The 14300-nt window shown below is 42.7% G+C and carries 11 protein-coding genes and 1 pseudogene; 8 read left to right on the forward strand and 4 right to left on the reverse strand.

The features are described from left to right. The first annotated feature begins 36 nt into the window (after positions 1-36). The gene (locus tag ABE613_RS00595; RefSeq protein ID WP_347375346.1) at positions 37-726 is read left to right on the forward strand and encodes a sigma-70 domain-containing protein; all 690 of its coding nucleotides are present in this window, start codon (positions 37-39) and stop codon (positions 724-726) included. 56 nt (positions 727-782) lie between these two features. Here the strand turns inward: ABE613_RS00595 and ABE613_RS00600 are convergent, their stop codons facing one another. The 3 genes from ABE613_RS00600 to ABE613_RS00610 are packed head-to-tail and all read right to left on the reverse strand — an operon-like array spanning position 783 to position 5331. Next, positions 783-2189, reverse strand: coding sequence for a sensor histidine kinase (locus tag ABE613_RS00600; protein WP_347375347.1), 1407 nt, complete (start codon positions 2187-2189; stop codon positions 783-785). A 30-nt stretch (positions 2190-2219) separates the two neighbouring features. Continuing rightward, complete coding sequence (locus ABE613_RS00605) at positions 2220-2921, reverse strand: response regulator (RefSeq protein WP_235231666.1); 702 nt, start codon at positions 2919-2921, stop codon at positions 2220-2222. A 34-nt stretch (positions 2922-2955) separates the two neighbouring features. Beyond that, entirely contained in the window at positions 2956-5331 is a 2376-nt protein-coding gene (locus ABE613_RS00610; RefSeq protein WP_235231668.1) for an endonuclease MutS2, read from the reverse strand. 116 nt (positions 5332-5447) lie between these two features. On the opposite strand from ABE613_RS00610, the gene ABE613_RS00615 reads away from it, so the two are divergent. From ABE613_RS00615 to buk, 7 genes and pseudogenes are all read left to right on the forward strand, one after another. Next, on the forward strand, positions 5448-6692 hold the full coding sequence (locus tag ABE613_RS00615) for a S1C family serine protease (protein WP_347375348.1): 1245 nt from the start codon (positions 5448-5450) through the stop codon (positions 6690-6692). A 32-nt stretch (positions 6693-6724) separates the two neighbouring features. Beyond that, positions 6725-7672 (forward strand): 3'-5' exoribonuclease YhaM family protein, encoded by a 948-nt coding sequence (locus ABE613_RS00620; protein ID WP_347375349.1) that lies wholly within the window; start codon positions 6725-6727, stop codon positions 7670-7672. A gap of 70 nt (positions 7673-7742) precedes the next feature. Further along, positions 7743-9134, forward strand: coding sequence for a 23S rRNA (uracil(1939)-C(5))-methyltransferase RlmD (gene rlmD / locus ABE613_RS00625; RefSeq protein ID WP_347375350.1), 1392 nt, complete (start codon positions 7743-7745; stop codon positions 9132-9134). Positions 9135-9354: 220 nt separating this feature from the next. Beyond that, the gene (locus ABE613_RS00630) at positions 9355-9729 is read left to right on the forward strand and encodes a hypothetical protein (protein ID WP_347375351.1); all 375 of its coding nucleotides are present in this window, start codon (positions 9355-9357) and stop codon (positions 9727-9729) included. Between the two features lie 327 nt (positions 9730-10056). Beyond that, positions 10057-10374: pseudogene (locus ABE613_RS00635) on the forward strand (hypothetical protein); the annotation flags it as partial. Between the two features lie 61 nt (positions 10375-10435). Next, on the forward strand, positions 10436-11311 hold the full coding sequence (locus ABE613_RS00640; protein ID WP_347375352.1) for an MFS transporter: 876 nt from the start codon (positions 10436-10438) through the stop codon (positions 11309-11311). Positions 11312-11323: 12 nt separating this feature from the next. After that, the gene (buk, locus tag ABE613_RS00645; protein ID WP_347375353.1) at positions 11324-12430 is read left to right on the forward strand and encodes a butyrate kinase; all 1107 of its coding nucleotides are present in this window, start codon (positions 11324-11326) and stop codon (positions 12428-12430) included. A 69-nt stretch (positions 12431-12499) separates the two neighbouring features. Here buk and ABE613_RS00650 read toward each other — a convergent pair whose 3' ends face one another. Then, positions 12500-14047, reverse strand: a complete 1548-nt coding sequence (locus tag ABE613_RS00650; protein ID WP_347375354.1) for a PTS sugar transporter subunit IIA — start codon at positions 14045-14047, stop codon at positions 12500-12502. Positions 14048-14300 lie beyond the last annotated feature (253 nt).

Consider the following 14300-nt stretch of genomic DNA (forward strand, 5'->3'; position numbering starts at 1 on the left):
AGAAAAGAATCCGCGGAAGCGGTGGAGGAGATAGATATGGCAGGAAAATTAGAATTTAGAGCAAAGTTAAGCGGTGTGTTAGAGTTGGCCAAGAGCAAGGGCGGAAAGATCGCGCTGGAAGATGTGGAAAAGTATTTTGAAGATGATCAGCTCTCACAGGAACAGATGGATCTGGTGTGTGAATATCTGATGTCCCAGAAGATGGTGGTGTTAGGATATGTGAAAAAGGGAGGAACCATAAAAGAGAAGGAAGAAGAGCCAGTCGCTTTGAGTAAAGAAGAACAGGCATATATCGAAGATTATCTGAGAGATATTGATCAGCTTCGAGATAACAATATGGAAGAAGTACGTATGGCTTATTATCTTCCGAAGGTGATTGAGGAAGCAATAGAGATGCATCATCCAGATATCTTCATAGGTGACATGATTCAGGAAGGAAGTATCAGCCTTATGCTGGCCTTAAACGCGACTGGAGAAGGAAAAGAAGATGAAGCAAAGGTTATGGAAGAAGTACGTGCCGGAATACAGACGCTGATAGAATCACAGACAGAGACCAAGCGCCAGGATAAGAAGATGGTAGAACGGGTGTCCGAACTGGAAGAAACCATTCAGAATATGAAAGAAGAATTCGGAAGAGAAGTCAGTGCGGAAGAAGTTGCCGAACGGCTTGGAGTTACAGAAGAAGAATTAGGAGATATCCTGAAATTAGCAGGAGAAGACTCATAGGGGACACGGTAATTTTAATTTGGGACGGAGGAAAATGAAAAAACCCCCGTCCCAAATTAGCCTTTTGGAAGTGAGAAGATGAATTCGGTTCCCACTCCTTCTGTGCTTATAACATTGATGTTTTCGCCATGTGCCTGGATTGCCTCCTTGACGATGGCGAGTCCGAGCCCTGTCCCTTTTTTGTCTTTGCCGCGGGAGAGGTCGGATTTGTAAAAGCGCTCCCAGATCTTGTTCAGGGAATTCCTTGGAATTCCAATACCGTCGTCTTTGACGGAGGTATAGATCTTGTCTCCCCGCCGGGTAGTCTCGATGGTAATAGAGGAATCTGGGTCGCTGAATTTTATGGCGTTGTCAATCAGATTATAGAGAACCTGTTGAATTTTGCGTTTATCTGCGTATACATTCAGATGTTTGGTGGCAAATAATAATTCTATGGATATTTTTTTCTGTGTGCAGGTGCCTTCGAAGGAGGCGGCCACGTTTTTAATCATCTCGTGGATGTCGAATATCTCTTTATTGAGAAGCAGATTCTTAGTGTCAAATTCGTTCAGGGTCAGGAGATCCTGGGTCAGATCAGTCAGTCGCTCTGTCTCAAATAATATAATTTTCAGATATTTTTCGTGTAATTCCGATGGAATTGTACCGTCGACCATAGCTTCTACATATCCTTTGATAGAGGTCAGTGGAGATCGGAAGTCGTGGGAAACATTTGCCACGAATTTCTTCTGGTAATCTTCCATATCCTTTAATTGTGAGGACATATAGTTCAATGATGCAGAGAGGTAACCCATCTCGTCTTCGGTGTTTACCGGAATCTCATATTCCAGATTGCCAGAGGCATATTGCTTGGCGGCTTCTGTTACCTTGCGAAGCGGTCGGTATACGAAGAACTGGAACGCGAGAAGTATCATGAATGAGAGCAAATATATCACAATCATTGTAATCGTAGTCGCGCGAAGCAGAATGTGCTGAAATTCATTCAGGTCGGATACGTATTTATGAATGAGCAGATATCCTTTTGGAGAGTAGTTATACACGACAGGGGCAATGACGGTGATAACATCTTCGTCAAAATAACCGTGGTAATCGCCAGTCTGTGATTGGGAACTTCCACTTTCGGCCGGATTAAAATCTTCGATGACAGAAGGAGACATTGGGTAGTCGTAAGGCTGCGCAGAGAAAAGAACATTCCCTTCTTTATCAACAAACCATACGGCTGCATCAAGCTGTGTCTCGATTCCGGATAGTTGAAGTGCTACTTCAGAACCATCCAGTTCATTGGAAAAATAAGAGGACAGATAATTGTTGGCAATCAGGTTTGCTTCTGTATACATCGTTGAAGTCAGGTAATTCTGCATAGGAGTTTCCATCAGGCTGGAAGTCAGAGTAGCTACGGTAAAGAGACTGAGAAACCCGAATATAATATAAACAATGATGAATTTTAGATATAATGTGCTGCGCATAGGGCTCCTTTCTCACCTGTGAAAATGCAATTATTTTACTTCAAATTTATAACCGATTCCCCAGACCGTGCTAAGGCTCCAGGAAGGATGATCTTTGATCTTTTCACGGAGACGCTTAATATGAACGTCAACAGTTCGGGTGTCACCAATATATTCATATCCCCAGATCTGGTCTAACAATTGTTCGCGTGTGAAGACCTGATTCGGCGAGGCTGCCAGGAAATACAGTAATTCCAGTTCTTTTGGCGGCATGTCGACTGTTACACCGTCTACTAATACAGAATAATTGGTCAGATTAATCGTAATACCTGGGTATTCTACACATTTTCCCTTATCTTCTTTTGGAGAATCTGCTTTTTGAATCGGTTGATAACGGCGTAAGACTGCTTTGACACGGGCTACCATTTCTTTGGAATCAAAAGGCTTCATAATGTAATCATCTGCTCCAAGTTCCAGACCAAGTACTTTGTCGAAGACTTCACCTTTGGCAGACAGCATGATGATTGGAACATTAGATTTTGTGCGGATTTCACGGCAAACCTGATAGCCGTCAATGCCAGGAAGCATAAGATCCAGCAGAATCAGATTGGGCTGATAAGTTTCATAGGCGATCAGTGCCTTTTCTCCGTCATGCACCATCATAGTATCAAAACATTCTTTTGTAAGATATAGAGAAATCAATTCAGCGATATTTTCATCATCGTCTACGATCAATATTTTTTGTTTGTTCACTTTATCACTCCTCCTCAGGAATTATTCCAGTCATTTATTTTAGTTCCACAATTGTAACACCGGCATCTCCTTCACCGAATGCACCGAGCCGGAAAGACTTTACATGCTTTTGGCGCCGCAGATAGGTGTGAATACCAGCTCTTAATGCGCCGGTTCCTTTCCCGTGAACAACTCGCACGGATGAAAGATGAGCCAGATAAGCATCATCCAGATATTTATCCAGTTCAGCAACTGCTTCATCTACTGTTTTGCCGAGAAGATTAATCTCTGGACTTACGGAAAGAGATTTACCCATCTTCATCTTGCCTTTGCTGGTCTGATGCATCTTTTTGGCTGAGTAAGAAGGTGCTTCTTCGATGATCTCCAGATCGGAAATAGGAACCTGTGAGCGAAGAATTCCCATCTGTACTGTAACATTTCCCTTCGAATCGGGCAGCGAAGTGACCGTCCCGTTTAGATTCATACTTAAGACTTTGACGGATTCCCCAAGCTTGAAGTCACTTGGCTTATGCTGCTTGCGTGGCTTTGGGGTCTCCCGCTTCATGCCGGAACGTGTAGAATCCATTTTCTTGCGGAGACGTTCACGTTCTTTTTCCATCTCAGCAACGGAGATATTCTCTTTGCCGAATTTGCGGAAATTACGCATGGTCTCGTCTGCAGTTTCTTTGGCGTCGGCTAATATTGCATGAGCTTTTTCATTTGCCTCTCGAAGAATACGTTCTTTTTGTTCTTCCAGTTTTTCTTGCTTTTGCTTTGCCTCCGTCTTTAAACGTTCCAATTCACGCTTGTAAGCAGCAATCTCTTCTTGCTCTTTTTGAATGGTCCGTTTACTGGTCTCCAGATCGGTCAGAAGATCTTCGAAGGATTCATCCTGCTCGGTCAGATGTGTCTTAGCTTCCTGGATGATATAGTCCGGAAGGCCAAGCTTTCCGGCGATGGCAAATGCATTGCTCTTGCCGGGAATTCCGATCAAGAGGCGGTATGTCGGGCGTAAAGTCTCCAAGTCAAATTCACAGCAGGCATTTTCTACTCCAGGTGTAGACAGGGCAAATACTTTCAATTCACTATAGTGAGTCGTTGCCATGGTACGGATACCACGCTGATGTAGATGATTCAAAATGGCGATTGCCAGGGCAGCACCTTCGGTAGGATCTGTACCGGCACCTAATTCGTCGAATAGTACCAGGGAATGTTCATCTACATGTTTCAAAAAAGATACGATATTGGTCATATGGGATGAGAAGGTACTCAGGCTCTGCTCAATACTCTGCTCGTCGCCGATATCTGCGTATACGTTATCAAAAACAGCCAGTTCCGAACGGTCCAGTGCTGGAATATGAAGTCCAGCCTGACCCATCAATGTAAATAGACCTACCGTTTTTAAAGAAACGGTTTTTCCTCCGGTGTTCGGACCAGTGACAATCAAGAGGTCGAATTCGTCGCCCAATGTAATGGTGATCGGTACAACCTTCTTTTTATCCAGAAGTGGATGGCGACCTTCGCGGATGTGAATACGTCCCTCGGTGTTGAACCGGGGCATGGAAGCGTTCATATCCAGAGCCAGACTGCCCCTTGCAAAGATAAAATCCAGTTCACTGAGTACAGAGTAGTCGGTGCGAATGGTCTCAATATATTCGGCAGCATCTACACTTAGACGTGCCAGGATGACTTGAATCTCTTCCTGTTCCTTTCCATAGAGTTCTTTTAAATCGTTGTTCAGCTTCACGACTGCCATTGGCTCGATGAAGAGTGTAGAGCCGGTAGCCGACTGATCGTGGATCAGACCGGATACCTGACTGCGGTACTCTGCTTTTACAGGGATGCAGTAGCGGTCTCCACGCATGGTAATGATTGCATCTTGCAGATAAGTGCGAAGAGAGCCGTTGACCAGTCCGGTTAAGGTTGCGTGGACTTTGTCGTTGATCTGGTTGATTGAACGGCGGATATGCTTCAAAGTACTGCTGGCATCATCGCTGATCTCGTCTTCTTCCAGAATGCAGCGGCGAATCTCTGTTGTTAAGATAGAAACAGGCTCTAATTGCTGGAAAAATGTGTCCAGACAATCTTCCAAATCGTCTGCATTCTCATGGCGACCATAAGATTTGGCCCTTCCGGCAGCTTCCAGAAGCTTGCAGATACGAAGCAACTCGCCGCTTCCAAGAGCAGCACCGATCTCCAGACGCTTCAGGGAATCATTGACAGGATTACATCCGCTAAAAGAAAGGCGGCCCTTCTTAACAATTCGCGTAAATGCGGCGGCTGTCTGCTCCTGAGCCGTCTGTATATCTGACAGTGAGGTCATGGGTTTCAGTCTCCGGCAGCGCTCTTTGCCGCTGAAAGAAGAAGCCTGCTCTGTTAATAATTCAATTATTTTATTGTATTCTAGTTTTGTTAAAGTTTTCTTATTCATCTTATTCACCTAGACCTATTCTACCTTATTTGCGCAACAAAGAAAAGGATAAATATTGAACATTCGCTATTCTTACGCTATACTATAAGAAGGATTGTAAAGGAGTAAATGCGTCTATGGAGGAGCAGAAAGATCCCAAAGAAGAAAATCAGGAGTATTCATTTCTTCAGGAAACCATCAAAGAGAATCAGGGTGGTATTCGAAAATTCTTTTTCCGTGCAGCCGGGTGGGGACTGGTATTCGGAGTCTGTGCCAGTCTTAGCTTTTTTGCGCTTAAACCGATGTTAGACGAACGATTTCAGGACAATCCGCAAGAAGTAACCATTCCACAGGATGAAGATGAGGTGGAAGGGGAAGAAGAAAATCAGGATCAAGAACAGACGGAACCGGTGATCCTGAATGATGACAGTTATCGACAGATGCAGCAAGAATTAAAGGCCGCTTCTGTAAAAGCAGGAAAGTCCATGGTAGAGATTGTTGGATGGACAGAAAGTCAGGGAGAATCGAAAGAGGCATCAGGAAATAATATCTCTGGCCTTATAGTCGCAGACAACGGAAGAGAGCTTCTGGTATTTGGAAAAAAGATCCCTGAAGAAGAAGCAGAAAAATTACAGATTGTATTTTGTGATGGACAGAGTTATCCTGCGAGTCTGAAGAAAAGTGACAGTATACTTGGGTTTGGAATCTATGCGGTGAATCGTGCAGATATTCTGGATACTACCTGGACACAGATTGAGACCGCCACATTGGGAAGCTCTAATGTAGTGAAGAATGGAGATGTGGTAATCGCAGCAGGAAGGCCTTTTGGGGTAAATGAAGCTGTAGGATATGGCCTGGTGGTTTCTAATGAAGATAGAGCAGAACTGACAGATGGACATTATCAGCTGCTTCGCACAGATATTACTGGAATTGAAAATGGCAGTGGTTTTGTGGTAAATCGAGATGGTGCAGTTGTTGCAGTGATTGATCAGAATATGGCAGAAGAAGGCAATGAAAAATTGATCACAGGATATGGTATTTCTGATATTAAGAATATTATTGAATGCCTGTCCAATGGAAAATCTGTTCCTTACATTGGAATCCGGGGCGGCGATGTTACAAATGAAATAGAAGAGGCGGGCGTTCCTCAGGGAATCTATGTAAAAGAAGTAGAAGTAGAATCTCCGGCGATGGCGGCAGGAATCCAGAGTGGAGATGTCATTACCTGTATCGAAGATATCCAGATCACATCTTATGACATTTACCACAGTGTACTGATGCGCAAGTCAGAGGGAGATAAGATTATTATTAAAGGGCTTCGCCAGGGCGCAGATGGCTATGTTGATATAGAATTTAATGTGACTGTCGGAAGCAAAAAATAAAAATGACAACGAATTAGAAAGAGGCAGACAATATGAGATATATTAATACCCTTCATGAAGGGGAGATTATCCGGAATGTATACCTATGCAAGGGAAAACGTTCCGCAGAGACAAGAAACGGCAAACCATATGACAATCTGATCCTTCAGGACAAGACAGGAACCCTGGATGGCAAAGTCTGGGATCCTAATTCCGGCGGAATCGCAGATTATGACGAGATGGATTTTATTGAAGTATACGGAGAAGTTATCAGCTATAATAACAACCTGCAATTGAACATTAAGCAGATCCGCAAAGCTCTGGAAGATGAATATGTAGCAGCCGATTATATGCCGACGACTGAGAAAAGCACAGATAAAATGTATCAGGAATTACTGGGATATGTGAAACAGATTCAAAATCAGTATCTTAAACAGGTGGTGGAATACTACTTCGTAAAAGATGAAAAATTCATCAAAAGATTCAAAGCACATTCAGCGGCTAAGAGTGTCCATCATGGATTCTCAGGCGGATTGCTGGAACATACACTTAGCGTAGTAAAATTCTGCGAATACATGGTAGGGGCCTATCCAATCCTGAACCGCGACCTCCTGTATGCGGCAGCCATCTGCCACGACATCGGTAAGACCAAAGAATTGTCCTCCTTCCCCGAAAATGACTACACAGATGATGGACAATTACTGGGGCACATCGTCATCGGAGTAGAGATGGTCGGCGATGCAATCCGCTCCATCCCGGGCTTCCCAGAAAAGCTCGCAAGCGAACTCAAACACTGCATCATCGCACACCACGGTGAACTCGAATACGGTTCCCCGAAAAAACCGGCACTGGCAGAAGCAGTGGCACTCAACTTCGCAGACTGCACAGACGCCAAGATGCAGACATTGACAGAAATATTCAAAGACAAAAACAGCAACGACTGGCTAGGGTACAATCGGTTGTTCGAATCCAACTTAAGAAAAACAACAATGGGGACGTAGTATTGTTGCAAAGTACTACGTCCCCAATTAACTTTTGCCCTGTACCCAAATGATAAAATGAGGTATGTTTATGCAAAAAAATGATATGGTGACGGTTACAATTGAAGATATGGGAACATCGGGTGAGGGCATCGGCAAGGTGGATGGATACGCGTTGTTTATCAAGGATGCAATCATTGGTGATGTTGTGGAAGCTAAGATCATGAAGGCGAAGAAGAATTATGGATATGCAAGATTGATGAATATTCTTACGCCTTCGGAATATCGTGTTAAAAATCCGCAATGTTCTATGGCGCGGAAATGTGGCGGATGCCAGATCCAGGAGATGGAATATGGACGTCAATTGCAGTTTAAGATGGATAAGGTGAGGGGGAATCTCATGCGTATTGGCGAGGTGCCGGAGGAGTTGCTGGATTGTGTGATGGAACCGATTGTGGGGATGGATGAACCATTTCACTATCGGAATAAAGCTCAGTTCCCGGTTGGAACGGATAAAGAGGGCAATATCGTTACGGGGTTCTATGCAGGGAGAACGCACAGTATTATCCCGAATACAGACTGCTCCCTCGGCGTGCCGGTCAATGAGAAGATCTTGAAATGTATTCTTGCATTTATGGAAGAATACGGTATCCGTGCGTATGACGAGGAAAAGAACAGTGGACTGGTTCGCCATGTCCTGATCCGATATGGATTTACGACAAAGGAGATCATGGTCTGTCTTGTTATCAATGGAAATAGTCTTCCGCATGGGGAGATTTTGGCAGAACGTCTGGCACAGATTCCTGGAATGACTAGTATTACTTTAAGCATCAATAAAGACAAGACGAATGTAATTATGGGCAATCAGATCAAGCCTTTGTGGGGACAGACTTATATTACCGATTATATTGGAAATGTAAAGTATCAGATATCTCCCTTATCTTTTTATCAGGTGAATCCTGTACAGACGGAGAAATTATATGGACTGGCACTGGAGTATGCAGATCTTCATGGAAATGAGACGGTATGGGATCTCTATTGTGGAATCGGAACTATCTCTCTCTTCCTAGCACAGAAGGCAAAAAAAGTCTATGGCGTAGAGATTGTGCCGCAGGCTATTGATGATGCGAAAAACAACGCTAAAATCAACGGAATTACGAATGCAAAATTCTATGTCGGGAAAGCAGAGGAAGTCCTGCCGGAGTATTATGCGGCTTATGAGCGAGAACATGGCGGCAAGACGGCACATGCAGATGTGATTGTGGTGGATCCGCCGAGGAAAGGCTGCGAAGAGAGTCTTCTGCAGACAATTGTAGATATGCAGCCGGAGCGGATCGTGTATGTAAGCTGCGATTCCGCAACATTGGCAAGGGATGTGAAGTATCTGAGGGGATGTGGGTATGAATTGGAGCGAGTAAGGGCTGTAGATCAATTCCCTCAGACGGTTCATGTGGAGTGTGTTTGTCTCTTACGGAAAAATTGAAGGACTTCTTTCTTGGACACATTATAAAATTTTGATACCAATAAGCTGGAATCTAATAAGAATCTTGTAATTGCTGAGTTTCTAGGTTTATCATTGAATACAAACTTTACGGAAACAGATGAAGATATTGCCAGATATTCTGTGTTACATGAAAATGGGCAGTTGTTTGCGATAAAAAAAATAATATATCTGTCATCTGAGTAAGAACTGCGAGAGAAAATTGAAATGCAAAAAGCGATGTTTTATCTTCAGCAGAAGGAAAAGGAGTAGGGCATATGGAGGTTTCAAAAAAGATTGGAAACTGTATAGAGAAAAGCTTCCTGAATGGCAGGAAGCATATATTGAGAGACTTGTGGCCACATATGTTGAGTATTTAACTAGTGATGAATCTGCGTCCAAAAAGTTTTGGGAAATGGAGAAGCGCATTAAGAGAGACAAGAAATATCCAGGGGTCCTGATTGAAGTGAGTAAACGGGACATGCCATTTGATCTGATTCGCCTTCTGCATGAAGGTGTAATAACTGTCGGAGATTTAGATGATTTTTCTGATGAATTAAAAGAGACTATAAGATTTTTGAAAGATAGGTTGGGGTAATGAATCCCCCAATATTGATGTGGGGAAAGAAGATAAGGGTTTTGATTATAGAATTAATGCTGGAAATAAACAACAGAAATGCGTACCTTTTTTATCATATCATAAGGATACAAATAATTATCCGAGAAGCTAGGTGTTAATCCATATTCTCGGATTTTTGTATTTCTGACCATAAAGAAGTATGAATATTATTATAATGAAAATTTTCCGTATATATGAGGAAATAGAAAAGTTGAGGAAAGAATTAAAATTTTATATTCTAAATACATGAAAGAAAATCGCGATTTGAATCTAAGAAAAATGGTCATACAGAAAGGAAAAAGAGGTATGGAAACGAAAGTTAAAAAAGGTTATGGAAAAGGCTGGGCGCTGATTCTTTATGGTTTTCTTGCATATTTTACTGTTACAGCTGTAGGTAGTGCGATGAATGCAGCATCTGGAACATTATCAGAGTTGAGAGGATGGAATGCAGCAATGTTGACCAGTTTTATTTCTCTTGGCGCAATCGCAAATGTAGTTGCCGGATTTGTATTTGGTAAGTTATCTACAAAGACATCCGCTAAAAAGTTAAGTATTATTTGTGGTATTATCTGGATCGCAGGCGTTGTTGGAATGGGTGTAACAACAAACCTTTGGTTGTTTGCAGTTTGCCTGATTTGTTGCAAATGGTATTTCATGTGCACTTGGTTATCAGTTGGCACCGGTTATGATTGCAAGATGGTTTCCGAAGAGAAAAGGTATTATTATGGGAATTGTAACAATGGGTATTCCGCTTTGTTCCGGTGTTGCTACGATGATGTATCAGGCTGGTTATGCAGCTATGGGATCTCTCGGTGGTTTTGTTCCGTTTATCGCAGTATTTGTTGTAGCATTGATTATTCTGGTTATATTTCTTGCAGATAATCCGGCTGAAAAAGGATTTGTTCCGGATAATGGAATGCATATTGAAGGGGAAGAAGAAAAAGGATTTAATAAAGAAAGTATCTGGACAACAAAAAAACTTCTTGCGACTCCTCAGGTTTGGATTCACGGTGTGACATTGGGATTACAGCTTTTGTTTGCCAGCGGATTGATGGTACAGTTATTCCCAAGACTTCTTGAGATTGGATTCGATCCGGCAACAGCAGGAATGATGATGCTTGCATCCGGTCTTCTTGCTTTGCCTGGTTCTTATCTTTGTGGTGTACTTGACTCTAAGATCGGAGCAAGAAAAGCCGCTTATACATCTTATGTATTTGGAATTCTTGCAATGGTTCTGAACTTGACAGGTAATACTGTTTGTGTATGGCTTTCACTGGTATGTATCGGTATGGTTGTAGGTGGTGCAGCAAACTGGCCGGCATCTCTGTGTATCGAAGAATTTGGTGACAGCTTTGCAAATGGATATGGTATTATTCAGCCAATGATTCAAACAGTTGGAGCAGTTGGACCTGCATTCTTTGCTATCTTCTATGGAATGACAGGAAGCTACAGAATTCCGTATATCTGTGGTGCGGTGCTGATGTTAGTAGGATTGATCGCATTTGCACTTCTTGCAAAACCGGGATTTGTAAAAGCTGAAGAAGAGAAGTGCAGAAAATAAAGGGACAGGATTATGAACGCTTATAAAGTATTTACGGTAAACCCTGGTTCCACCTCTACAAAGATTGCACTGTTCGAGGGAGAGAAAAAGCTGTATTCTGCAAATGTCAGTCATGATGCTGAAGTGCTGGCACAATATAAGTCACTGGGAGAGCAGCTTACATACAGAAAAGAAACGATTGAAAATTTACTGAAGGAAAATCAGGTGGATCTGGAAGGCCTGGATGCATGTGTGGGGCGAGGTGGCGGTTTGCTCGCCATGGATGGCGGTACTTACGAGATTGACGAACTTGTGTTGGAACACTCTATCCGTGCAGCCAATGGAGTAATCCACCCGGCATGTCTGGGACCGAGCATTGCCCATGAGTTTGCAGAGACGTATGGTGCGAAGGCCTATGTAGTGAATCCACCGGATGTCGATGAACTTCAGGATCTGGCGCGGTTGACCGGTATCAAAGGAGTATATCGGGGAGTACATCTTCACGCATTAAATCTGAAGGAAACAGCGATTCGTCATGCAGAAACGATGGGAAAGAAGTACGAAGAATGCAATTTTGTAGTCTGTCATATCGGTGGAGGAATCTCTGTATCTGCTCATCGAAAAGGCAAGATGGTGGATGGATTTGATATTGTGGGAGGAGAAGGACCAATGGCTCCGACCAGATGCGGAAGTATTGCAGTTGCGGATCTTTTGAAATATTGTGCGGATAAAGATATCAAAACAGTGAAACAGCTTTGCACAAGAAACGGTGGGTTTGTCAATCACCTTGGAATCTCTGACGCAATTGAGCTTACGAAGCGGGCGGAAAACGGAGATCGGTATGCGGAGATGCTGTGGAATACCATGATCTATCAGATTGAAAAATGTATCGGCTCCATGGCAACCGTATTGCATGGTAAGGTAGACGGCATTCTGCTTGGCGGAGGAATGGTGTATAATGAAGGGCTGGTTGCCCAGATCAAAGATACCTGCGAATGGATCGCACCTGTCAGTGCGTATCCGGGTGAGTTTGAGATGGAGGCTATGGCTTCCGGTGCAGCCCGTGTACTGGATGGAAAAGAAACTGTAAAAAAATATACAGGAGTCTGCAATTTCCAGGGATTTGATTTTGAAAAATAAATAGTGATTCATTGCAGAAGCGGGTGCCTCTAAAAAGAGAACCCGCTTTACTGCGTTGTGAGTTGTTTTTTATGTTTCCGAAAAGAAATCGATAATTTCGGTCTTTGTTTTTAACATCTGAAGGACTTCCATATCAATCGTATCATTGTAGAATGTATGTAAAAGTCGGAATAACAAAGAAGTATCATCCGGATGGAAGGCCGCCATAATGATAATTCGGATTTTATGAGAATTCCATATAATTCTGTGATCCAGAGTGGTGATTGATAGTTTCGTCTCTGTGGAAGGTATCAGAGAATGAAGGAACAGAATTCCGGGGCCGATGGCTCGAGTGGAAATGGATTCTCTTCTTAAAATGTCTGATAGATATTGAGGTTCTACCAGACGATTCTGTATAAAGTCAGATGCCATAAATTCAATAATGGAAAATCGGTCTGACAGAGATTCTTTTTCGTGCCAGAAAGCATGTTCTAATAATTCATTCACTGCTGTTTTTGGGGAAGAGCACATCTTTCCAATCTGCTTTTCCTGGATATATGATGACAGAGTCAGGTAGTCTTTTGGTGCCAAGAAATTGCTGATTTGTATCGTGTCTATTCCGGGATGATCCGTAATTGTTTTTCGAACGGTCGACAGAACAAGGTCGGTGTTTTGAAAGTCAAAGGCTGTTTTTGTATTAACAGGCAAAAGTGCAGTAATATCAAGATATTTATCAAATGCTCCCAGAACTTTCCTTTTTAATGCCCATGCGGCAGAAAGATTCAGATGACAGCATATAACAGTTTTCAGCTTTGCTTCCGGATGCGTCTCATATAAGAACTCCAAAGCACCGGAAATACAGTGGGCAAGATACAGAAGTTCCGTCTGGTTCATATAATATCCAAGATATTCCAGTGCCAGATCCTGAAACAGGTATGCAATTTCAAATTCTGTAAGAAGATTCTTTTTGGTAATGTTGGGATTCCCCTGCGTATTAAAAATATGTACCGGTGTCTGAAGGTAACGGAGGTATGACAGCAGCGTGATATAAAAATCATCATCGTCCGCAAAATCCAGATGAAAAACTTCCTGTATTTTTTTGAGATACGCATCGGCCATATTCAAAGTTCTTGGACCAAAATGCCGGGATAGGGAAGCTGAATCCGTGTTTGAGATATCAGGCAAATGCCCGGAAGCAATCCGCTGATAGATGTCATCTCGTTCCTCCTGATTAAATGCGCAGTGCAGCTGTCCTTCCAGTGCATCTAAAATGCTTGTGGCTGCAAGATTTGCCTGTGTATCCGGTTTGGGAACAGGAGAGGTACTGGGCAGAGGATGTCCGGAGCGGATACGGTGGTACATGATGGCAAGGGAGAGATTCAGAGAAACCAGAGTCGGATCCTCCATTGCAATGTTGTATTTGCTCAGGTGAAGAGGCACTTCATCCATAATATACTCCAGAATATCTTTATTTAAAAAATTATATCCATAATAGGTATTTCCGCTGGTATTGTAATTCCAGTCTTCGTGAAACAGGTGATTGAGAATATCACGCCGTTTTTTTTCGTTTTCTTCAAAAGAAAGATTGTCTTTTTTCTGTTCCAGTTTTATATAGGGCTCCGATAATACATATTTCATTTTTAAATGATGCAGCTTTTAGGTGGCCAACACAGGCATGCCCAACTTCTACACAGGTAGTATGGACGGCTAATTTTGTTGGATATGATCCGACGACAGCTGCGATGAAGGTATTTTGGCCAAATTGGATTATAACAGCACTTTCAGTAATCGTGGTTGTATTGATTTATGTTTAATATTTCCTGGGTTTGATAGTTGATTTTGGAGTAAAGTGGACAATGTTTGTCCGCTTTACTTTTTAAGAACTAATATC

It is taken from the genome of Dorea chungnamensis, assembly GCF_039832125.1.
GTDB lineage: Bacteria > Bacillota > Clostridia > Lachnospirales > Lachnospiraceae > JAFBIX01.

Bases quoted from the DNA above. Each gene is read 5' to 3' on its own strand.
- buk (WP_347375353.1), top strand. From the start codon at position 11,324: ATGAACGCTTATAAAGTATTTACGGTAAACCCTGGTTCCACCTCTACA.
- ABE613_RS00595 (WP_347375346.1), top strand. From the start codon at position 37: ATGGCAGGAAAATTAGAATTTAGAGCAAAGTTAAGCGGTGTGTTAGAG.
- ABE613_RS00600 (WP_347375347.1), bottom strand. From the start codon at position 2,189: ATGCGCAGCACATTATATCTAAAATTCATCATTGTTTATATTATATTC.
- ABE613_RS00650 (WP_347375354.1), bottom strand. From the start codon at position 14,047: ATGAAATATGTATTATCGGAGCCCTATATAAAACTGGAACAGAAAAAA.
- rlmD (WP_347375350.1), top strand. From the start codon at position 7,743: ATGCAAAAAAATGATATGGTGACGGTTACAATTGAAGATATGGGAACA.
- ABE613_RS00620 (WP_347375349.1), top strand. From the start codon at position 6,725: ATGAGATATATTAATACCCTTCATGAAGGGGAGATTATCCGGAATGTA.
- ABE613_RS00640 (WP_347375352.1), top strand. From the start codon at position 10,436: ATGATTGCAAGATGGTTTCCGAAGAGAAAAGGTATTATTATGGGAATT.
- ABE613_RS00615 (WP_347375348.1), top strand. From the start codon at position 5,448: ATGGAGGAGCAGAAAGATCCCAAAGAAGAAAATCAGGAGTATTCATTT.
- ABE613_RS00610 (WP_235231668.1), bottom strand. From the start codon at position 5,331: ATGAATAAGAAAACTTTAACAAAACTAGAATACAATAAAATAATTGAA.